At 70.6% G+C, this 21,465-nt stretch carries 19 protein-coding genes and 1 pseudogene; 16 read left to right on the top strand and 4 right to left on the bottom strand.

Going from position 1 to position 21,465, the window contains the following annotated elements; genetic code table 11:
* Positions 1 to 48 precede the first annotated feature (48 nt).
* The 10 genes and pseudogenes from ACZ4N4_RS00560 to ACZ4N4_RS00515 form a co-directional block, all read left to right on the top strand.
* Entirely contained in the window at positions 49 to 1,197 is a 1,149-nt protein-coding gene (locus ACZ4N4_RS00560) for a Gfo/Idh/MocA family protein (RefSeq protein ID WP_467582869.1), read from the top strand.
* Entirely contained in the window at positions 1,194 to 2,033 is an 840-nt protein-coding gene (locus ACZ4N4_RS00555) for a DUF6807 domain-containing protein (RefSeq protein ID WP_467582866.1), read from the top strand. The genes ACZ4N4_RS00560 and ACZ4N4_RS00555 overlap by 4 nt, the downstream gene beginning before the upstream one ends.
* A gap of 127 nt (positions 2,034 to 2,160) precedes the next feature.
* Entirely contained in the window at positions 2,161 to 3,501 is a 1,341-nt protein-coding gene (locus ACZ4N4_RS00550) for an ABC transporter substrate-binding protein (RefSeq protein ID WP_467582863.1), read from the top strand.
* 107 nt (positions 3,502 to 3,608) lie between these two features.
* Positions 3,609 to 4,382 carry a rhamnogalacturonan acetylesterase gene (locus ACZ4N4_RS00545; protein WP_467582860.1) on the top strand — a complete coding sequence of 258 codons (774 nt, stop codon included), beginning with the start codon at positions 3,609 to 3,611 and terminating at the stop codon, positions 4,380 to 4,382.
* Between the two features lie 18 nt (positions 4,383 to 4,400).
* On the top strand, positions 4,401 to 5,717 hold the full coding sequence (locus tag ACZ4N4_RS00540) for a pectate lyase family protein (protein ID WP_467582858.1): 1,317 nt from the start codon (positions 4,401 to 4,403) through the stop codon (positions 5,715 to 5,717).
* Between the two features lie 87 nt (positions 5,718 to 5,804).
* A complete protein-coding gene (locus ACZ4N4_RS00535; protein WP_467582855.1) occupies positions 5,805 to 6,935 on the top strand; it encodes a pectinesterase family protein in 1,131 nt (376 codons plus the stop codon).
* A gap of 4 nt (positions 6,936 to 6,939) precedes the next feature.
* Complete coding sequence (locus tag ACZ4N4_RS00530; protein WP_467585249.1) at positions 6,940 to 7,965, top strand: pectinesterase family protein; 1,026 nt, start codon at positions 6,940 to 6,942, stop codon at positions 7,963 to 7,965.
* 22 nt (positions 7,966 to 7,987) lie between these two features.
* The gene (locus ACZ4N4_RS00525; RefSeq protein WP_467582851.1) at positions 7,988 to 9,100 is read left to right on the top strand and encodes a right-handed parallel beta-helix repeat-containing protein; all 1,113 of its coding nucleotides are present in this window, start codon (positions 7,988 to 7,990) and stop codon (positions 9,098 to 9,100) included.
* Between the two features lie 118 nt (positions 9,101 to 9,218).
* Positions 9,219 to 10,016 carry an HAD family acid phosphatase gene (locus ACZ4N4_RS00520; protein WP_467582848.1) on the top strand — a complete coding sequence of 266 codons (798 nt, stop codon included), beginning with the start codon at positions 9,219 to 9,221 and terminating at the stop codon, positions 10,014 to 10,016.
* Between the two features lie 148 nt (positions 10,017 to 10,164).
* Positions 10,165 to 10,437 (top strand): annotated as a pseudogene (locus ACZ4N4_RS00515) (right-handed parallel beta-helix repeat-containing protein); the annotation flags it as partial.
* A gap of 325 nt (positions 10,438 to 10,762) precedes the next feature.
* Here ACZ4N4_RS00515 and ACZ4N4_RS00510 read toward each other — a convergent pair.
* Entirely contained in the window at positions 10,763 to 11,614 is an 852-nt protein-coding gene (locus ACZ4N4_RS00510) for a hypothetical protein (RefSeq protein WP_467582845.1), read from the bottom strand.
* Positions 11,611 to 12,183, bottom strand: coding sequence for a SigE family RNA polymerase sigma factor (locus tag ACZ4N4_RS00505; RefSeq protein ID WP_467582843.1), 573 nt, complete (start codon positions 12,181 to 12,183; stop codon positions 11,611 to 11,613). Before ACZ4N4_RS00505 ends, ACZ4N4_RS00510 begins: the two co-directional genes overlap by 4 nt.
* A gap of 293 nt (positions 12,184 to 12,476) precedes the next feature.
* Here ACZ4N4_RS00505 and ACZ4N4_RS00500 point away from each other — a divergent pair, with 293 nt between their 5' ends.
* Positions 12,477 to 13,928, top strand: a complete 1,452-nt coding sequence (locus ACZ4N4_RS00500; RefSeq protein WP_467582840.1) for an NCS2 family permease — start codon at positions 12,477 to 12,479, stop codon at positions 13,926 to 13,928.
* Between the two features lie 108 nt (positions 13,929 to 14,036).
* Here the strand turns inward: ACZ4N4_RS00500 and ACZ4N4_RS00495 are convergent, their stop codons facing one another.
* Both ACZ4N4_RS00495 and ACZ4N4_RS00490 read right to left on the bottom strand, forming a co-directional pair.
* On the bottom strand, positions 14,037 to 15,494 hold the full coding sequence (locus ACZ4N4_RS00495) for a peptidoglycan D,D-transpeptidase FtsI family protein (RefSeq protein WP_467582838.1): 1,458 nt from the start codon (positions 15,492 to 15,494) through the stop codon (positions 14,037 to 14,039).
* 81 nt (positions 15,495 to 15,575) lie between these two features.
* Entirely contained in the window at positions 15,576 to 16,349 is a 774-nt protein-coding gene (locus ACZ4N4_RS00490) for an IclR family transcriptional regulator (RefSeq protein ID WP_351694752.1), read from the bottom strand.
* A gap of 145 nt (positions 16,350 to 16,494) precedes the next feature.
* On the opposite strand from ACZ4N4_RS00490, the gene ACZ4N4_RS00485 reads away from it, so the two are divergent.
* The 5 genes from ACZ4N4_RS00485 to ACZ4N4_RS00465 all read left to right on the top strand — a co-directional run bounded on the left by ACZ4N4_RS00485 (position 16,495) and on the right by ACZ4N4_RS00465 (position 21,285).
* Positions 16,495 to 18,024, top strand: coding sequence for an aldehyde dehydrogenase (NADP(+)) (locus tag ACZ4N4_RS00485; RefSeq protein ID WP_453573899.1), 1,530 nt, complete (start codon positions 16,495 to 16,497; stop codon positions 18,022 to 18,024).
* Positions 18,025 to 18,167: 143 nt separating this feature from the next.
* Positions 18,168 to 18,776 (top strand): DUF1349 domain-containing protein, encoded by a 609-nt coding sequence (locus ACZ4N4_RS00480; RefSeq protein ID WP_467582836.1) that lies wholly within the window; start codon positions 18,168 to 18,170, stop codon positions 18,774 to 18,776.
* Between the two features lie 66 nt (positions 18,777 to 18,842).
* Positions 18,843 to 19,346, top strand: coding sequence for a GNAT family N-acetyltransferase (locus tag ACZ4N4_RS00475; RefSeq protein WP_467582833.1), 504 nt, complete (start codon positions 18,843 to 18,845; stop codon positions 19,344 to 19,346).
* 63 nt (positions 19,347 to 19,409) lie between these two features.
* Positions 19,410 to 20,126 (top strand): DsbA family oxidoreductase, encoded by a 717-nt coding sequence (locus tag ACZ4N4_RS00470; RefSeq protein ID WP_453573894.1) that lies wholly within the window; start codon positions 19,410 to 19,412, stop codon positions 20,124 to 20,126.
* A 97-nt stretch (positions 20,127 to 20,223) separates the two neighbouring features.
* Positions 20,224 to 21,285: an aminotransferase class V-fold PLP-dependent enzyme gene (locus ACZ4N4_RS00465; RefSeq protein WP_467582830.1), complete on the top strand. Its 1,062-nt coding sequence runs from the start codon at positions 20,224 to 20,226 to the stop codon at positions 21,283 to 21,285.
* Positions 21,286 to 21,465 lie beyond the last annotated feature (180 nt).

The following is a 21,465-nucleotide window of genomic DNA, read 5'->3' as shown; positions in this document are numbered from 1 at the left end:
TCGGACGCTTACCCTGCACGCAAAGATCGCCGGCGCAGGGAGCATGCCGTGAACTCTTCGACCATCGACATCGTGCTGGCGGGGGCGCGCGGCCACGGCCGCTGGCACCTGGAGAACATCCGCCGCCTCCAGGAGAAGGGCGTCGTACGGCTCGCCGGCATCTGCGAGCTGACCCCGCTCGGCGCGGACGAGCTGCCGGAGGGCCTCGGCGCGCCCGAGCAGTCCGCCGACTTCGGCGCCCTGCTCGATACGACCGGTGCCCGGATCGCCGTGATCTGCACCCCGATCCCCACCCACACCGACCTCGCGCTGACCGCCGCTGAGCGGGGCCTGCACCTGCTCCTCGAAAAGCCGCCGGCACCGTCGTACGCGGAGTTCCGGCGGATGGCCGACGGGGTCGCCAAGGCCGGCGTGGTGTGCCAGATCGGCTTCCAGTCGCTGGGCTCGGGCGCCGTGCCCGCGATCCGCAAGCTACTGGCACAGGGCGTGATCGGTGACGTGCTGGGGGTGGGCGGGGCCGGCGCCTGGGCCCGCGCCGAGTCCTACTACCGGCGGGCGCCCTGGGCCGGCAAGCGGCGCATCGGTGGCGTGGACGTCGTCGACGGCGTCCTCACCAACCCCTTCGCGCACTCCGTCGCCACCGGCCTCGCCCTGCTCGGCACCCCCCGCGCCGAGGACGTCACCCACATCGAGACCGAACTGCTGCGCGCCAACGACATCGAGTCCGACGACACCTCCTGCGTCCGCGTCACCACCCCGCGCGGCCCGCTCACCGTCGCCGCCACCCTCTGCGCCGAGGAGCCCGGGGACCCCTATGTCCTGGTGCACGGCAGCAGCGGCCGGATCACCTTCTGGTACAAGCAGGACCGGGTGCTGGTGCAGCGGGCGGGTCACGGCCCGCAGGAGACCGAGTACGGCAGCACGGACCTGCTGGAGAACCTCGCCGACCACCTCACCACCGGCGCCGAACTGCTGGTCGAACCCGACTCGACGGGCGCCTTCATGAAGGTCGTCGAAGCGATTCGGCTGGCCGGCGACCCGGCCGCGCTGCCCGCCGACGCCTGGCACTTCCTGCCCGAGGAGGACCGCCGGGTCGTCACCGGCATCGACGCACTGGTCGCGGCCTGCGCCGACACCCTCGCCCTCTACTCCGAGCTGTCCGCCCCCTGGGCCCCACCGAAAGCGGTGAGCACATGACAGACACCCTGGTGTTACGGGTCGCGGGCCGCCCGGTCGCCCGCTACGTCACCCGGCCCGGACTGCCGGCCCGCCTCTCCCCGCGCCCCTACCTGCATCCCGTCACCACCCTGGCCGGTACGGCGGTCACCGAGCTGACCCCGGCCGACCACACCCACCACCTCGGCGTCGGTGTCGCCGTTCCCGACGTCGAGGGGTTCAACTTCTGGGGCGGGCGGACCTTCGTGCGGGACCAGGGTCCGACCGAACTGGACAACCACGGCACCCAGCGCCACCTGGCCTTTCAGCTCAGCGACCCCGACGGGTTCGTGGAAGAGCTGCGCTGGGCCGCCGCCGGCACCGAGCTGCTGCGTGAGCGGCGCACGGTCGCCGCGACCGAACTCACCGACACCGCCTGGGCGCTGGACTTCACCTTCTCCCTCACCAACGTCACCGAGGGCCCGCTGTCGATCGGCAGCCCCGCCACCGGCGGACGCCCCGGCGCGGCCTACGGCGGCTACTTCTGGCGGGCCCGCAAGGAGGCCGCCGCCCCGGACGTCTTCACGGCCGACCGGGAGGGCGAGCAGGCGGTGCACGGCCGGAGCGCCGACTGGCTGGCGCTGGCCGGCACCGGCTGGACCCTCGTCTTCGCCGGGGCCACCGAGAACACCCGCCGCGACCCCTGGTTCGTCCGCACCGCCGAGTACCCGGGCGTCGGCTCCTCACTGGCCCCCGTCGAACGGCTGCCGGTCCCTCCCGGCGAGATCGTCGTACGGCGCGTCGTCACCGTCGTCGCCGACGGGCGGCTCGGGCGGGACGAGGCGGCCGCACTGGTCCACAAGGCGGTGACCCGGTGACCACCTTCACCAACCCGGTCCTGCACGCCGACTGGTCCGACCCGGACGTCTGCCGCGTCGGCGCCCGGTAACCGAACGTCCGCACCACCTCACATCTCCATGGGATCCAGAAGAAGAGAGCCGACCAATGAAGAGCAGCATCGGCATTCGCAGAAGCAGGCGTGCGGCCGTAGCCGTCGCCCTGGGCTCCGTGCTCGCCCTGACCGCCACCGCCTGCGGCGACGACGGCAGCGGCAGCGCGGAGGGCAAGGGCGACGAGGGCTCCGGCAAGGGCACGATCACCTTCTGGGACAACAACGGCGGTGTCCGCACCGACGTCTGGAAGCAGATCATCGCCGACTTCGAGAAGCAGAACCCCGGCATCAAGGTCGACTACGTCGGGGTGCCCGCCGCCAGTGTGCAGTCCAAGTACGACACCTCCATCCAGGGCGGCGGACTCCCCGACGTCGGCGGTGTCGGCACCGCGATGCTCGCGGAGGTCGCCGCGCAGGGTGCCCTCGAACCGCTGGACGGCCGGCTCGCGAAGAGCTCCCTGAACGGCAAGCTCAACGAGAAGTTCCTGGAGAGCGTGAAAGCCGCCGGCGGCGACGGCAGGACCTATTCCGTGCCGACGTCCGCGAACAACGGAACGCTCTGGTACCGCACCGATCTGTTCAGCGCGGCCAAACTGGACCCGCCGACCACCTGGACGAACTTCTTCGCGGCGGCCGACAGCCTCACCGACAAGGGGAACAACAAGTTCGGGTACACCATCCGGGGCGGTGAGGGGTCAATAGCCCAGGCGCTGGACGCCATGTACGGGCAGAGCGGGATCACCTCGTTCTGGAACGGCGACAGGACAACGGTGAACGACCCGAAGAACGTCGCCGCCCTGGAGAAGTACGCCGGGCTCTACAAGAAGGACACCCCGTCCGCCGACGTCAACAACGACTTCACCAAGATGGTCGCGCAGTGGGACTCCGGCACGATCGGGATGCTGAGCCACAACCTCGGTTCCTACGCGGACCACGAGAAAGCGCTGAGCGGGAAGTTCAAGGGCATTCCCAACCCCACGCTCGACGACGGGACCCGCGTGCAGGTGTCCAACCCGGTCGACGGGCTCGGGCTGTTCAAGTCCAGCAGGAACAAGGCCGCCGCCTGGAAGTTCATCGAGTTCGCGGCGTCCCACGAGGCCAACAGCGAGTGGAACGAGTCGGCGGGGCAGGTGCCGGCGAACAACGAGGCGGCACAGGACGCGTGGGTGCGGGCGTCGGAGCCGACGAAGCTGGCCGCCGAGGCGCTCAACGGCGCGTCCACCAAGATCGTGCAGCTTCCTTACTACCTGCCGGACTGGAACACCGTCTCCAAGGCCGACAACGAGCCGAACTTCCAGAAGGTGCTGCTCGGGAAGCTGACGGCGAAGGAGTTCTTGGACACGTTGGCCGATCAGCTGGATAAGGCTCAGGCGGACTGGAAGAAGAACCACTGAGTTCGGGTGGGTGCGGTTGTGGGGGACCGCGGGTCTGTCGTGGCTGGTCGCGCAGCTCCCCGCGCCCCTGAGCAGTTCATGTCGTCCCCTGTGGGAAAGGTGACCCCGTGTCCCTCACGCGCAGACAGGTAACTTCCGCGGCCCTCGGTGCCGTTCTCCTTGTCGGTCGCTCTTCCGAGAAGAACCATCGCACCCTGTACATCGCCGGTGATTCCACCGCCGCCCAGAAATTCGCCGACGCGGCCCCGGAGACCGGGTGGGGAATGGCGCTCCCCTTCTTCCTGCGGACGGAAATCGCCGTCTCCAACCAGGCCGTCAACGGGCGGAGTTCCAAGAGCTTCGTCGACGAGGGGCGGCTCGACGCCATCCTCGCCACCATTCGGCCGCACGATCTGCTCCTCGTCCAGTTCGCGCACAACGACGAGAAGAGCGACGATCCCACCCGGTACACCGAGCCCTGGACCACCTATCAGGACCATCTGCGCCTCTACGTCGAAGGCGCTCGCGCGCACGGTGCCCGGCCGGTCCTCGCCACGCCCGTGGAGCGGCGGAGGTTCGACGCCGACGGCAACGCCGTGCCGACCCACGGCGACTACCCGGCGGCGATGCGCGCGCTCGCCGTACAGGAACGTGTGCCGCTGCTCGACATCGAGGCGCTGTCGCTCGCGCTGTGGCAGTCGCTCGGGGCCGAGGCGACCAAGACGTACTTCAACTGGACCGACACCGAACAGGACAACACGCACTTCAATCCGCCGGGGGCCATCGCCGTGGCCCGGCTCGTGGCGCGCGAGCTGCCGCGCACCCGGGTGCTGGCCCGGCACGACGTCATCCGGCTGCACCAGGAGATCCCCACGTCCTGGATCACCTGGCCCACCGCATAGCCGAAGGAGACCCGCACAGTGCGTACATCTGTGTGTCATGCACGCGTCATTACAGCGGTCGTGGGCTGCACCGCCCTCGTGCTCGCCGTGACCGGGACCGCCCAGGCCGCCGCCCCGCACCGGGCCGCGCTCGAACGCCAGGTGCTGGGCGCCGGCGACGGCTGGGGCGCGGCCGCCACCGGGACCACCGGCGGGGCCGCCGCCGACTCCGCGCACGTCTACACCGTCACCACCTGGGACGGGTTCAAGGCCGCCCTGGCCGACGGGGGGAGCGCGCCGAAGATCGTCAGAGTCAAGGGGGCCATCGACGCGGACGGGCCGAGCTGTGACTCGTTCGCCGCGCCCGGCTACGACTTCGACGCCTACCTCGCCGCGTACTCACCCGAGGCCTGGGGGCACTCCACCAACCTGGACGGCGAGCCCGACGACAGCCCGGAGGGGCTGCGCCGCGCCTCCGCCGCCCACCAGGACGCCTACATCAAGGCGAACGTCCCGGCCAACACCACCATCGTCGGCATCGGCAAGGACGCCGGTTTCAAGGGCGCCGGCCTGCAGATCAAGGCCGTCGACAACGTCATCGTCCGCAACCTGGAATTCGAGAGCCCCCTCGACTGCTTCCCGCAGTGGGACCCGACCGACACCGCCGACGGCAACTGGAACTCCGAGTACGACAGCGCGGTGGTCTACGGGTCGACCCATGTGTGGATGGACCACGACACGTTCACCGACGGCGACCACCCGGACAGCACCCTGCCGTACTACTTCGGGCGGATCTACGAGCAGCACGACGGCGAGCTGGACATCGTCAAGGGCGCCGACTACGTCACCGCCTCCTGGAACGTCTTCGAGGACCACGACAAGACGATCCTCATCGGCAACAGCGACAGCGCGTCCACGGCCGCCGTCGACCGGGGGCATCTCAAGGTCACCTTCCACCACAACCTGTTCTCCGACCTGGTGGAGCGGGCGCCGCGGGTGCGGTTCGGGCAGGTCGACTCCTACAACAACCACTTCGTCGCCGAGGACGGCTACGGCTACAGCTACGGCATCGGCATCGAGTCCCAACTCGTCGCAGAGCACAACGCCTTCACCCTGCCCGACACCGTCAGGGCCGGCTCGATCCTGAAGAAGTGGAACGAGTCGACGCTCACCGCCGACGACAACTACGTCAACGGTGAGCCGACGGACCTGATCGCCGTCCACAACGCGCAGATCCCCGCCGAGACCCTCCAGGCGGGTTCGACCTGGACCCCGACCCTGCGCACGAGGATCGACCCGGCACGGGCCGTGCCACGCGTCGTCGACTGCGGGGCCGGGGCCGGCCGGCTGCGCTGACCCTGTCGCGTCCTCGGGCCGGGGCGCCCCACCGCCCCGGTCCCCTCCCTCACCTTCACCCGAGCCGCACCGCGAAGGAGCATCCGCATGCCCTCGCACCATCCACGACCTCCCCTGTCCAGAAGGGGTTTCCTGATCGCGGGCGCCGGGGCGGGCGCCGCGCTCGGCCTCGCCGCCGGCCCCGCGCGGGCCGTCGTCGGCGGCCGCCGTCCGTTCGGGCGCTACGGGTCGCCCGAACACCGTCTCACCCCGGAGACCCTGTACGTCGACCCGCACGGCCGCGGCGACTTCACCACCGTCCAGGCCGCCGTCACCGCCGCCACCGGCAGAGGCCGTACCCTCGTCCTCGCCCCGGGCGTCTACCGGGAGACGGTCGCCCTGGACACCACCCGCACCGAGGCCACCTGGATCGGCGCCTCCGAGGACCCGCGGGACGTCGTCATCGTCCACGACAACGCGGCCGGCACCGCCAAGCCCGGCGGCGGGACCTACGGCACCACCGGCTCCGCCACCGCCACCGTGCAGGCCGACGGCTTCACCGCCCGCTGGATCACCTTCGCCAACGACTGGCTGCGCGCCGACCACCCGGACATCACCGGCACCCAGGCCGTCGCCCTCAAGGCCCAGGGCGATCGCAGCGCCTTCCACCACTGCCGCTTCCTCGGGCATCAGGACACCCTGTACGCCGACTCGACGGCCCTCGGTGTCGTCGCCCGCCAGTACTTCGCCCACTGCTACGCCGAGGGCGACGTCGACTTCGTCTTCGGGCGGGCGACCGCGGTGTACGAGCGGTGCCACTTCCGCACCCTGGACCGGACCGACCTCGCGGCCGCCCCGTACGGGTTCGTCTTCGCGCCCTCGACGGCGGTCCTCAACCCGCACGGATATCTGGTGACCGGGAGCCGTGTCACCAGCGAGGCCCCGCCCGCCTCCTACAAGCTGGCCCGGCCCTGGGTGCCCAGCTCGGACACCACCGCCCGGCCCTCGCTGGTCGTCCGGGACAGCCGGCTCGGCCCCGGCCTCGACGCGGTCGCGCCCTACGCCAACATGTCGGACGTCTTTCCCTGGCAGAGCCAGCGGTTCGCCGAGTACCGCAACCTCGGCCCCGGCGCCGAGATCACGGTCGCCGCAAACCGGCCCCAGCTCACCGCCGAACAGGCCGAGTCCGCGACCCGCGAGACCTATCTGGGCGACTGGACCCCATGGAAGGGGTGCTGACGTGCTGTCGAGACGCACCCTCCTCGCCACCGCCATCGCCGTCGGATCCTCCTCGCCCCTCGCCCCGGACCAAGGCCGCCGCGTCCTGCACGTCCGCCCCGGCGACTCCGTCCAGGGGGCCGTGGACGCGGTGTCCGGGCCGGGCTGGACGATCGTCGTGCACCCGGGGACGTACCGCGAGGTCGTCAACGTGGCCGCGGACAAGGTGCGGTTGACCCTGCGGGGCGCGAGCCGTGACCCCCGGGCCGCCGTGATCGTCTACGACAACGCCAACGGGACGCAGAAGCCGGACGGGTCGGGGACCTACGGCACCGCCGGCTCCGCGACCTTCACCTCCGCGGCGGCCGGACTCGTCGTACGCGATCTCACCCTCGCCAACGACTGGCTGCGCGCCGACCACCCGGAGATCACCGGGACCCAGGCCGTCGCCGCGTATCTCACCGGGGACCGTACGCACTTCGAGAACGTGCGGCTCCTCGCCCACCAGGACACCCTGTTCGCCGACACGGCCGAACTCGGCTCCTTCGACCGGCAGTTCTTCCACAACTGCTACGTCGAGGGCGATGTCGACTTCGTCTTCGGACGGGCGGTCGCGGTGTACCAGGACTGCCACTTCCGCACCCTGCGACGGGACGTGGACTTCACTCCCCAGGGCATGGTGTTCGCCCCCTCGACCGCCCGTGCCGATGCACACGGGTTCCTCGCCGTCCGCTGCCGGTTCTCCTCCGGCGCGCAGGACGGGGCGTACAAGCTGGCGCGGCCCTGGGTGCCGACGTACGAGACCACCGCCTGGCCCTCGCTGGTCGTGCGGGACAGTCTCATCGGCCCGGGCATCGATGCCGTCGCCCCCTACACGAACATGCGGGACGCCTATCCCTGGCAGTCCATGCGGTTCCACGAGTACCGCAACCACGGGCCGGGCGCGGTGATCAGCGTCCCCGACAACCGGCCCCAGCTCAGCGCCGCCGAGGCGGCGTCGCACACCCCCGCCGCCTACCTCGGCGACTGGAAACCCGTCCGCCAGCCCTGATCGACGAAAGGACCCGCACGTCATGCGTCGTATCAGCTCCCTCACCGCGCTCGCCGTGACCACGGCTTCGCTCGGACTGGCCGTGCTCGCCACCCCGGCGCACGCGGCCACCGTCGTGGTCAGCAACTCCACCGACCTGACCAACGCCATCAAGAACGCCACCGCCGGTACGGTCATCCAGGTCCGCGGCGGCACCTACTACCCGACCGCCACCCTCCAGTCCACCGCCAACGGCACCTCGTCGTCGCCGGTCACTCTGACCGCGTACGGCTCGGAGACCGTGAAGATCGACGGGTCCTCGCTGCCCTCGGGCTCCTGGATCCTCAAGCTGACCGCCGACTACTGGAACGTCTCCAACATCACCTTCCAGAACTCCCCGGACAGCGCGGTGGTCTGCCAGTCCTGCACCGGGACCAACTGGAACAACATCAAGACCATCGACGGCGGCGACTCCGGCTTCACGCTCACCGGGGACGGAACGGTGAACAACACCGTCAAGAACATCGACTCCTACGGCAACTACGACGCCGCCACCCACGGCGAGAACGCCGACGGGATCGCCGTCAAGTTCGGTTCGGGCACCGGGAACCTGATCTCGGCGGCGCGGACGTACAACAACTCGGACGACGGGATCGACTTCTGGTCCTTCTCCTCGCCGGTCACCGTCGAGCACACCTGGTCCTTCGGCAACGGTTACAACCGCTGGGGCGACTCGGCGTTCGCCGGTGACGGCAACGGCTACAAGCTGGGCGGCGACGGCGAGGTGGTGGCGCACGTCGTCAACAACTCGGCCGCCTGGGGCAACGCCGGCAACGGGTTCACCGAGAACTCCAACACCGGCGCGATCGTCATCAACCGCACCACCGCCTACGCCAACGGCAACTGGGGCTACTACTTCGCCACCAGCGCCGCCCGGCTCGGCAGGAACCTCGCCGTGAGCAACGGGAGCGGCCTGGTCAGCAAGGGCTCCTCGGTCGTGTCGGCCGGCAACAACTGGGACAGCGGGATCGGCACCCCCGCGTTCAAGTCGACGGACGCGAGCAGCACGTACAACGCCCGCAGGTCCAGCGGCACACTGCCCGCGACCACCTTCCTGACGACCGGCAGCACCACCATCGGGGCCACCATGGACTGACCCGGACATCCGGAACCAATCCCTCCAGGGCGCTTGACCCGTTTTTTGCCTGTGGATGAGATATCGATCAGGCAACGGGACTCGCGCCCACCAGGATGACGCGCGTAGAACTCCTGTCATGCATAAGTCACTCCGCATCGCGGCGATCACCGCCTCCTGTGCGGTCGCCGCCGGCGCCCTCTACGGCGCCGGTGCCGCCACCGCCGGCCAGAAGACCGCGAACTCCACCCACGAGCCCTACAACATCGGGCTCCTGGTGAAGGACATCGACACCTACTACGGCACGGCCGCCGACGCGGGCGGCGTCTACCAGGCGTCGCCGACCAGTCCGTACGCCAAGGACCTGGCCCATCTCGACCAGGATGCCCAGCGCTACATCGACCGCGCCGCGCGCAAGGCCCACCGCAAGGGCGAGAAGCCCGCGGTCGTCTTCGACATCGACGACACGCTGCTGCTCAGCCTCGACTACGAGAAGCGCTACAACTACACGTACAACTCGGCCACCTGGGCGGCCTACGTCAACAAGGCCGACCGCCCGGGCGTCTTCGGCAGCGCCGAGCTGGTGCAGTACGCGAAGCAGAAGGGGGTGGAGGTCTTCTACAACTCCGGTCTCAGCGAGGCGCAGCGCACCGCCGCCGTCGAGAACCTGAAGAAGATCGGCGCCGACGTCAACCTCGACGCCGGCCACATGTTCCTCAAGGACGCGGCCAACCCGCCGTCGTACCTGAGCGGTTGCGCCACCGCGGGTAGCTGGACCTGCACCACCGTGCAGTACAAGTCCGGCACCCGCAAGCACATCGAGAAGGACCTCGGGTACGACATCATCGCCAACTTCGGCGACCAGTACTCGGACCTGGACGGCGGCCACGCGGACCGCACGTACAAGCTGCCGAACCCGACGTACTTCGTGTCGTAGGCCGCAGGCCTCGGCCGGCGGACGCGGCAACCCTTTCCGGCCGCGATGGCGACTGGGAGACAGAAACGGGCCGGGGCGGCCCCTCCGGCCCGTTTCGCTCCCCTCGTCAGCACGTCGTCCTAGGCGACGTCAAGGAAAGGAACGGCCAGTGCGCTTCAGCACGGGACGCCACCGCAGGACCCGGACCCTCTCGATCGCCGCGGCGGTGGCCGTCGCGGCGGGCGCGGGCGGCGTCTACCTCGGCCTGTCGAACGGCGGTGCCCAGGCCGCCACCAGCACGGTCACCGTCTCCACCACCGCACAGCTGGAGTCGGCCGTCGCGAACGCCACCGCCGGCACCGTCATCCAGGTCCGCGCGGGCACCTACTACCCGACCGCCACCCTCAAGTCGACGGCCAGCGGTACCGGTGCAGCACGGCTGGCGCGGAACCTCGCGGTGGGCAACGCGGGCGGGGCGGACAAGGTGGGGTCCAGGGCCGTGTCCGCCGCCAACAGCTGGGACGGCGGTGTGAGCACGCCGGCCTTCAAGTCGACGGATGCGACGAGCGCGTACGGGGCGCGGCAGGCGAGTGGGGCCTTGCCGGGGACGGTGTTCCTGACCACCGGGTCCACGACCATCGGTTCCACCATGAACTGACGGATGCGCCGCGGGCTGCGCGGCCGTTGTGGCTGGTCGCGCACACGCGGCGGAGCCGCATATCGGTACGGCCCCGCGCCCCTTGCGGGGCGCGAACGTCCCGTGGATCTCAGGAGTCGCCCTCACCGCTGGTGTGCGTCGCGAAGTCGCCGGTCACCCCGTACTGCTTGCCGTCCGCGCTGCCCGTGATCGTGTAGCTGTCGCCCTTGGCGTCGCGGTCGCCCTGCTCGTGGTTGTACTGGCCCGCGAACACCCACTCGCCGACCGCGACCCTGCTGCCCGGCTTGAGCGTCCACGTGTAGACGAGGAAGCCGTCCTGCTCGGTCACCGACTGCGTGAAGTCGGTCTCCGGCAGCGAGCGCCAGGCTCCGGCGTTGGACACCACGCCGGACTGAGCCACCTTCAACCGCACGGTGAGTGCGGTCAGTTGCGCGGAGGTCTTCAGGGTGATGTCGGACTGCGCCCAGAAGTCGTTGCTGTGGGGGTCCACCGAGCCGTCCGACCACAGCGGGCCGTCCGTCTCGCCCTCGGCGGCCGGTGCTGTCGGGGTGGCGGAGGCCTTCGCGGTCGCGGAGGGCGTCGAACCCGCCGTCGGGGAGGAGGACTTCGGGGGTGCGCTCGGGGACGGCGGGAGGGCCGGGTGGGACGGCGGCCGGGAGGTGGCGTCCGGGGACGCGGAGGGCGTCGGCGACACCGCGACCGTCTTCTCGGTGGGCGGGTCCTTCACGGCCGAGGCGACCGCGTAGCCGCCGACGCCGAGGACCGCGGCGACCGCCGCCGTGGCGCTGACCACCCGGACCCAGCCGAACAGGGGCGGCAGGGTGGCGCGATGGCCGGGGCGGCCCTGCGCGGCCATGCCCCGCTCGACCCGGGCCAGGATGCGGGCGCGGTCGGGTTCGTGCTCCTCGGCCGTCTCGTGCAGCCGGGCGCGCAGCTCGTCGTGCACGTCCTGCTGCCTCATCGGTTCCTTCCTCCGCTCTCACCGGCGCGCGGCGCCATCGCCGCGTGCACCCGCTGCGGCACACCCTGGGAGCCGCCGAGCAGTCTCTGCAGCTCGGCCATGCCCTTCGAGGTCTGGCTCTTAACCGTACCCACCGAGATCCCGAGGGCGAGCGCGGTGTCCTTCTCCGACAGGTCGAACGCGTGCCGAAGCACCACACACGCCCGTTTGCGGAACGGCAGGCGGCGCAGCGCCCCCTGGACGTCGACCACGCCGGCGATGTCCGGGTTCTCGGTCGTCTCCTCGCGGTGCGACCAGAACAGGGCGATACGGCGCCGCTCGCGCACGGCGCCGCGGATGCGGGTGCGGGCCAGGTTGGCGACGACACCCCGGGCGTAGGCCACCGGGTGGTCGGCCGCGCGCACCCGGTCCCAGCGGTGCCAGAGCGCCAGCAGCGCGTCGGCGGCCAGGTCGTCGGCGGCGTCCGACTCGCCGGTCAACATGTGGGCGAGGCGGGAGAGTTCGGCGTAGTGGCGTTCGAAGAAGGCATGGAACTCCGCGGAGGCGGCGTCGTCGACGACTGTGCCCACGGGTGACCTCTTCTGTCAGGGTGTCTGCGTCATGCGCACCTGTGTCATGCGTGCCTGTGTCATGCGAATGACAGGTGAATCGACATGCGAACGTCCGGAGGAACGTTCCGGCGAGATCCGGAGCGTAGCAGTGGTCTTTTTGTGTGTGCCGTACGGGGGTTCGGTGGCGGTCCGGTCGACCGGAGTCCCTCAGGCCTGATTCCGTAACACGGAGAAAACCTGAAACCGGTTCGACGCGGGAACAATCCAGCCAGCATCCGCACACGATCACTCAGGCAACGAGGAGTACGACCATGTCCGAGTCGCAGAAGGTGGACGAGCGGCAGAGCGCCCCGCCACCTGCCGGCAACACCGTCGACCGGTTCTTCAAGATCTCCGAACGAGGGTCCACCTTCGGCCGGGAGATACGCGGCGGCTTCGCCACGTTCTTCACCATGGCCTACATCCTTGTCCTGAACCCCATCATCCTCGGCAGCGCCAAGGACAAGTTCGGCCACACCCTCGACACCGGCCAACTGGTCACCGCCACCGCGCTGGTGGCCTGTGTGATGACGGTCATCATGGGCGTCGGCGGCAACCTGCCGCTGGCCATCGCGGCCGGGCTCGGCCTCAACGCCGTCGTGGCCTTCCAGCTGGCGCCGCTGATGAGCTGGTCCGACGCGATGGGCCTGGTCGTCCTCGAAGGCGTCCTGATCTGTGTGCTGGTGGTGACCGGCCTGCGCGAAGCGATCATGAACGCGATCCCGCAGGCGATGAAGCAGGCGATCGGGGTCGGCATCGGTCTGTTCATCGCCTTCATCGGCTTCGTCGACGCCGGGTTCGTCAGCCGGATCCCGGACGCCGCGAACACCACCGTGCCGGTGCAGCTGGGCGCCGTCGGCCGGCTCACCGGCTGGCCCGTACTGGTCTTCTGTCTTGGCGTGCTCCTGACCATCGCGCTGGTCGCGCGCAAGGTGAAGGGCGCGATCCTGATCAGCATCGTCACCATGACCCTCGTGGCGATCGTCATCGACTCGGTCGCCGACATCAAGAGCTGGGGCCTGACCACGCCGAAGGTCCCCGACAAGATCGTCGACGCCCCCGACTTCGGACTCGTCGGCCACTTCAGCCTGTTCGGCGGCTTCGCCGAGGCCGGCGTCCTCACCGCCGTCCTGCTGGTCTTCACGCTGATCCTGTCCGACTTCTTCGACGCCATGGGCACGATCGTGGGCATCAGCGCGGAGGCCGGGCTGCTGGACGAGAAGGGGCAGGTGCCCGGCATCGGACGGGTGCTGTTCATCGACGGCGCGGCAGCGGTGGCCGGCGGTGTGGGCTCGGCCTCCTCCAACACGGCGTACATCGAGTCGGCGGCGGGGGTGGGCGAGGGGGCGCGCACCGGCTTCGCCAACCTGATCACCGGCGGACTGTTCGGACTCGCGCTCTTCCTGACGCCGCTGCTGACGATCGTGCCGCTCCAGGCGGCGGCGCCGGCCCTGATCGCCGTGGGCTTCCTGATGATGACCCACGTCAAGCACATCGACTGGGACAAGTACGAGATCGCCATCCCGGCGTTCCTGACGATCGCCGCGATGCCGTTCACCTACTCGATCACCGACGGGATCGGGGCGGGGTTCCTGGCGTACGTGGTGATCAAGGCGGTGCTGGGGAAGGCGAAGGAGGTCAACTGGCTGCTGTGGGTCGTGTCGGCGCTGTTCCTGGTGTACTTCGCGATCGATCCGGTGGAGCAGGTGCTGGGCGTGAAGTAGGGGTGTGGGGCGCGGGGGGTGCGCTTTCGGCTGCGGGTGGTTGGTGGCCGGTCGCGCCCCCGCGGCGGAGCCGCACATGGATACAGCCCCGCGCCCCTACGGGGCGCTCTACTTCAGCGCCGCCTGCATCATCGCCTTGGCCACCGGCGCCGCCAGCCCGTTGCCGCTGACCTCCGACCTCGCCGCGTCGGACTGTTCGACCAGGACCGCCACCGCGACCTCCTTGCCCGTGCTGTCGGACTTGCCGTACGAGGTGAACCAGGCGTACGGGGTCTTGGAGTTGTTCTCGCCGTGCTGGGCGGTGCCCGTCTTGCCGCCCACCGTCACGCCGTCGATCCGGGCGTTCGTGCCGGTGCCCTGCTCGACGACCGTCTGCATCGCGGACTGCAACTGCTCGGCCGTCCCGGAGCTGACGATCTGCTCGGTGCTGGTGTCGTCGTCGTAGTTCTTCAGCACATCGCCACCGCTGTCGGTGATCTGCGAGACCATGTGCGGCGAGACCAGCTTGCCGCCGTTGGCGATCGCGGCGGACACCATGGCCATCTGCAGCGGGGTCGCCGTGACGTCGAACTGGCCGATGCCGGAGAGGCCGGTCTGGGCCTTGTCCATGTCCGACGGGTAGACGCTGGCCCAGGCCCGCACCGGGATGTCCTGCTTGGCGTTGTTGAAGCCGAACTTCTCGGCCATCGCCCGCACCTTGTCCTGGCCGAGCTCGACGGCCATCTTGCCGAAGACGTTGTTGCAGGAGTAGCGCAGCGCCGTACGGATCGAGGCGTCCTCGCAGGGGGCCGTGCTGCTCTCGTTCCTCAGCGGGGTCGTCGTGCCCGGCAGGGTGTACGGGTTCGGGCTGTGGGTCTTGACGTCGACGTCGGCGTAGAGGCCGTCCTCCAGCGCCGCCGCCGCGACCACCAGCTTGAACGTCGAACCCGGCGGCAGCGGCTGGCGCAGCGCCCGGTTGGTGAGTGGCTTGTCCGCGTCGGCGGTCAGCTTCTTCCAGGCCGCACCGGCCGTGTTGGCGTCCGTGAGCGAGGAGGGGTCGTACGACGGGGTGGACACGACCCCGAGGATCTTGCCGGTCTTGGGGTCGATCGCGACCGCCGCGCCCTTCTTGTCGCCGAGCGCCTGGTACCCCGCCTTCTGGACGGCCGGGTCGATCGTCGTGATCACGTTGCCCGGGTCGGCGCGCTGGCCGGTGACCGTGTCCATGACCGTCTTCAGCCGTGTGTCGGTGCCGTTCAGCAGGTCCTGGTAGATGCCCTCCAGCTGCGTCGGGGCATAGGCCTGCGAGGCGTAGCCCGTCACGGCCGCGTACAGCCTGCCGTCCCTGTACGTGCGCTTGTACTTGAGGTCACTGCTGCTCAGGGTCCGTGCCGAGCCGGTGATCGAGTCACCGGCCACGATGATGTTCCCGAGCGGCCGCGAGTACGTCTCGATCGCGTTGCGCCGGTTGTCCGTGTCGTCCGCGAGGGCCTGGCCGTCGTAGAACTGCACCCATGTCGCCCTGGCCAGCAGGGCGAGCACGAGCAGCAGCGCGAAGACGGACGCTCGCCTGATCGTCTTGTTCATTCCGCTCAGACAGACGAGCGAAGTCGGGTCGTCCGTTCCCGTGCGGGCGGATTTCTCATCGTCCGCTCATGCGGCGCCGCGCTAGAGCCGTCGCGTCGCCAGCGTCAGGCGGTCCCGGGCGTCGAACAGGGCGTCCTTGATCATCTGTTCGTGGGCGGGGGTGAGCCGGGCCACCGGGACCGAGCAGCTGATCGCGTCGCGGGCCGGGGTGCGGTAGGGGATCGCCACCCCGAAGCAGCGCAGGCCGAGCGTGTTCTCCTCGCGGTCGATCGCGAAGCCCTGTTCACGGATCTGGTGGAGCTCCTCGATGAGCTTCTCGCGGTCCGTGAGGGTGTGCTCGGTGAGCGCCGGGAGGGTCTCCGGGAGCAGCTTGCGGACCTGCTCGTCGGTGTGGGTGGCGAGCAGCGCCTTGCCCAGGGAGGTCGAGTGCGCGGGGAGCCGGCGGCCGACGCGGGTGAAGGGGCGCAGGTAGTGCTGGGACTGGCGGGTGGCCAGGTAGACGACGTTCGTGCCGTCGAGGCGCGCCAGGTGGATGGTCTCCGTGGTGTCGTCGGAGAGCCGGTCCAGGGTCGGGCGGGCCGCCGCGACCACCTCGTCGCCGTCGATGTAGGAGGTGCCGACCAGCAGGGCCCGGACCCCGATGCCGTACCGGGTGCCGGTCGCGTCCGTCTCCACCCAGCCCAGCTCCACCAGGGTGCGCAGCAGCATGTAGAGGCTGGACTTGGGATAGCCCACGGCCTCCTGGACCGCCGCGAGGGAGTGCATACCGGGCCGGCCGGCGAAGTACTCGAGCAACTCCACGGTCCGTACCGCGGACTTGACCTGTGCCCCGCCGCCTGTCTCGCCTGCCGACATCGCCCTTGACCCCTTCGTTGGACGAGAAACCGAGGTTATAGTCTCCAACAGCATATTCATCATCAGAGACAGCGTTCAGTATATCGAACATCCCTGGTGAGTGACCCGGCTCTGCGGCAGAACGCAACTCATGGAGGGACCCGCGGTGGCAGCAGCACCAGTCTGGAGTGTCGACCCGCGTACCGGGAAGCAGCGTGAACAGGTTGCGGTGGAAGCCACAGCCGAGGAGGTGGACACCACCGTCACCGCGGCGCACGCCGCACGCGGCTCCCTCGCCGACCGCACGGTCCGCGCCGCCTTCCTGCGGTCCGCCGCCGCCGGACTCGACGCGGCCAAGGGCCACCTCGTGGAGGCCGCCGACGCCGAGACCGCGCTCGGCCCGGTCCGGCTCACCGGGGAGCTCGCCCGCACCACCTACCAGCTGCGGGCCTTCGCCGACATCGTCGACGAGGGCGCCTTCCTCGACGTCATCGTCAACCACCCCGACGCCACCGCGACCCCGCCCGTCCCCGACCTGCGCCGCTACAAGGTCCCGCTGGGCGTCGTCGCCGTCTACTCCGCCTCCAACTTCCCCTTCGCCTTCTCGGTCGCCGGCGGCGACACCGCGAGCGCGCTGGCCGCGGGCAACCCGGTCGTCGTCAAGGCCCACCCCGACCACCCGGGCCTGTCCGAGCTGGTCGCCAAGGTGCTGCGCCGGGCCGCGGCCGAGCACGGCATCCCCGCCGAGGTGGTCGGTCTGGTGCACGGCTTCGAGGCCGGCATCGAGCTGATCAGGCACCCGCTGGTCGCCGCGGCCGGCTTCACCGGTTCGGTGCGGGGCGGCCGTGCGCTGTTCGACGCGGCCGCCGCGCGTCCGGTGCCGATCCCGTTCCACGGCGAGCTGGGCTCCCTCAACCCCGTCCTGGTCACGGAGGCCGCGGCCGCCGAGCGCGGCGGGGAGATCGGCACCGGGCTCGCCGGGTCGATGACGCTGGGCGTGGGCCAGTTCTGTGTGAAGCCGGGCCTGGTGCTGGTGCCGGCCGACGCCGCCGGTGACGGCCTGGTCAAGTCCCTCACGGACGCGGTCAGCGACACCGACGCGGGCGTGCTGCTCGACCACCGGATGCGGGACAACTTCGTCGCCGGGGTCGCCGAGCGCGCCGAACTCCCGGACGTGGAGAGCCCGGTGACACCGGGCGCGGGCGGCGAGCACACCGTCAGCGCGGGGTTCCTCACGGTGCCGGCGAGCCGGCTGGCCGAGGAGGGGGCGTACGACCTGCTCCTGGAGGAGTGCTTCGGGCCGGTGACCGTGGTGGTCCGGTACGCGGACCGGGGTGAGGCGACGGCGGTGCTGTCGCGGCTGCCGGGGAATCTCACCGCGACGGTGCACGTCTCCGCCGAGGAGGCCGCGGGGGAGGGGCTCGGCGCGGAGATCCTCGCGGAGCTCACGCCGCTGGCCGGGCGGGTGCTGGTGAACGGGTGGCCGACGGGGGTGGCCGTGGCGCCGGCCCAGCATCACGGCGGGCCCTACCCGGCGACCACCTCCACGTCCACTTCGGTGGGCGGTACGGCCATCGAGCGGTGGTTGCGGCCGGTGGCGTACCAGGGGGTGCCGGAGGCTCTGCTGCCGGCGGAGTTGCGGGACGAGAATCCGCTGGGGCTTCCTCGGCGGTTCAACGGGGTTTTGGAGCGGTAGCGCCGTGGGGGGTGCGGGTGCGGGTGCGGGTGCGGGTGCGCTGCGGGGTGCGGGTCCGTTGTGGCTGATCGCGCAGTTCCCCCGCGCCCCTCAGGTTGGCTGTACCTTGGTCGGCTTCGAAGTTCTGCTGACACAATTCGACCATGGACGTGGAACTTCCCGAACTTCCCTTTCCCCTCCGTACCTACGGGCCCGACGGGCACTGGTTCTATGAGGGCGGTGTGCTCACCGGGTGGGCCGGGGCCCGGCAGGATCGGTTCGTGTCGCCCACCGGGGAGGCCCTGGATCCCGCCTCGGACGCGCCCCGGCTGCTCGGGGCGCCCGAGGGGGACTTCCAGCTGATCGCCCGGGTCACCGTCGGGTTCGGTGCCGCCTTCGACGCCGGTGTGCTGTACGTCCACGTCGGCGACCGGGCCTGGGCCAAGCTCTGTCTGGAGAACTCCCCGGACGTCCCCACCGTCTGCACGGTGGTCACCCGGGGGCACTCCGACGATTCCAACGCCTTCACGGTGGAAGGGAGTTCGGTCTGGCTGCGGATCAGCCGGACCGGGCGGGCGCTCGCCTTCCACGCCTCCCGCGACGGCGAGAGGTGGGTGTTCGTGCGGCTGTTCACGCTGGGCGGGGAGAAGGAGACGGAGGGCGCCCTGGTCGGCTTCATGACCCAGTCGCCGATAGGGGAGGGATGTGTGGTGACGTACGACCACATCGAGTTCAGGCCCGACTGGCCGGCCGACCTCCGCGACGGAAGCTGAGCGGGAAGGCCACGGCAAAAAAGGCGGCCAAGGAACCGGCGCGGGCGTGATCGCGTCCTCCGTTGCATGATCAGTGACCCTCTGAAGGGGCTGCGGGTGATCCGTACGGCCCTGCCCGCCGAGGCCGAGAAGATCGCCGCGCTGCACCACCGGGCCCGGTCGACGTACTACCCGGACGGTCTGCCGGACGACGGCGTCGACTGGACGGCGGCCTGGCGGGGAGCCGTCGAACGGCCCGACGGGCAGGTGCTGTGCGTGGTGGAAGCGGGCGTGATCACCGCGATCGCCTCCTTCCGTACGCCGGAGGGCGCGCCCGCGGAAACGGTCAAGCTGTTCCAGTTCCATGTCGACCCCGACCACTGGCGGGCCGGGGTCGGCACCGCCCTGCACAGCGCCTGCCTGGAGCAGTGGCGGGCCGACGGCAGGCGGACTGCCGTGCTCGACGTGCACACCGACAACCGGCGGGCCCAGGCCTTCTACGCCCGCCAGGGCTGGGTGCCGGACCCGGAGCACCCGCCCGCCGACGGTGACCACCACCTGTATCTGCGGTACGCGGTGGGCGGGGAATGAAGCGGGCTGTTTGAAGGTTCAGGCACTCGAGAGAGACGTCTTACTACCTGGAGAGCCGAAGACATGCGCGTCGAGATCTGGAGCGACATCGCCTGCCCGTGGTGCTACGTGGGCAAGGCCCGCTTCGAGAAGGCGCTCGCTGCCTTCCCGCACCGCGAGCAGGTCGAGGTCGTGCACCGCTCCTTCGAGCTGGACCCCGGCCGCGCCAAGGACGACGTCCAGCCCGTGCTCGCCATGCTTACCAGGAAGTACGGCATGAGCGAGGCGCAGGCCCAGGCCGGCGAGGACAACCTGGGCGCCCAGGCCGCCGCCGAGGGCCTCGACTACCAGACCCGCGGCCGGGACCACGGCAACACCTTCGACATGCACCGGCTGCTGCACTTCGCCAAGGAGCAGGGCCGGCAGGACGAGCTGATCCAGCTCCTGTACCGGGCGAACTTCGCCGAGGAACGGTCCCTGTTCACCGAGGGCGCCGAGCGGCTCGTCGAACTGGCCGTGGAGGCCGGGCTGGACGCGGAGGCGGTGCGCGGGGTGCTCGCCGACCCGGCCCGCTACGCCGACGACGTCCGCGCCGACGAGCGCGAGGCCGCCCAGCTCGGCGCCAACGGGGTGCCCTTCTTCGTCCTCGACCGGAAGTACGGGGTCTCCGGCGCCCAGCCCGCCGAGGTGTTCACCCAGGCGCTCGGCCAGGCCTGGGGTGCGCGTTCCCCGCTGCAGCTCATCGACGAGGGTGACGCCGAGGCCTGCGGGCCGGACGGGTGCGCGGTCCCGCAGCACTGAGAAATCCCAGGTCAGAGCGGTCGTATAAGCAGGGCTTAGCGGTTCTGCGTAAAAATCCGCAATGGACGGGGGGTTCCGTGGGCCGCAGCATGGAGCCATGGAGACCACGGAGACGTTCGAGAGCCTCGTCCGCGCCGAGTTCAGCCCGAAGAGCACCTACCTGAACACCGCCAGCAACGGCCTGCTGCCGGCCCGCACCGTCGTCGCCCTGCACGAGGCGGCGCTGCTGCGGGCCGAGGGCCGTCCGCTGACCTCGCTGTACGAGGACGTGGAGGCCAGCCGGGCCGCGTACGCCCGGCTCGCCGGCGTCCCCGCGACCCGGGTCGCGGTGGGCGCGTCGGTCGCCGCGCACTCCGGTGTGATCGCCGCCTCGCTGCCCGCCGGCGCCGAAGTCCTCACCGCCGAGGACGACTTCACCTCCGTGCTGAACCCGTTCCACGTCCGCGGCGACCTCAAGGTGCGCGCCGTGCCGCTGGAGCGGATCGCCGAGTCCGTCCGCCCCGGCACCGCGCTGGTCGCGGTCAGCGCCGCCCAGTCCGCCGACGGACGCGTCGCCGACCTGCCGGCCCTGCGGGAGGCCGCCCGCGAGCACGGGGCGCGTACCTACGTCGACTTCTCCCAGTCCGCCGGCTGGCTCCCGATGGAAGCCGACGACCACGACTTCTCGGCCGCGGTCTCCTTCAAGTGGCTGCTCGGCCCGCACGGCACAGCCTTCCTCGTGGTCCCCGAGGACTTCGGCGGGCTGACCCCGCTGCTCGCCGGCTGGGTCGCGGGCGAGGAGCCGTGGGACAGCTGCTACGGCCCGGTCGCCGAACTCGCGCACTCCGCCCGCCGGTTCGACCTCACCCACGCCCTGTTCACCTTGGCGGGCCTGCGCCGCTCCCTCGACCTGATCGAGGAACTCGGGGTGGCCGCCGTGCACGCCCACGACGTGGCCCTCGCCGACCGGTTCCGGGCCGGACTCGCCGCCCTCGGGCACGCGCCCCTGCCCGCACCCGGTTCGGCGATCGTCTCGGTGCCCGGACTCGGCGGCCGGCAGCCGGACCTGAGCCGCGCCGGCATCGAGGTCTCCAACCGGGCGGGCAACCTGCGGGCCGCGTTCCACCTGTACAACACCGCCGCGGACGTGGACCGGCTCCTGGACGTGCTCGGCGACTGAGGGGACGCGGACACGACCGGGCCGGGACCCCGTCCCACGGGAGGTCCCGGCCCGGCCGGCTCAGGGGGAGATCACCGCACGGGCGTGAAGTCCCGCGCGCCGATGCGGTGTCCGGTGGCCGCTGCGCGGCGGGCCGGTCGGCTGTGCGCTCGCGTCACCGCACGGGCGTGAAGTCCCGCG

The organism is Streptomyces sp. NPDC026538, assembly GCF_055567535.1.
Note: the sequence above shows the minus strand (reverse complement) of the source record. Positions and strands in the feature narration are given on the sequence as shown.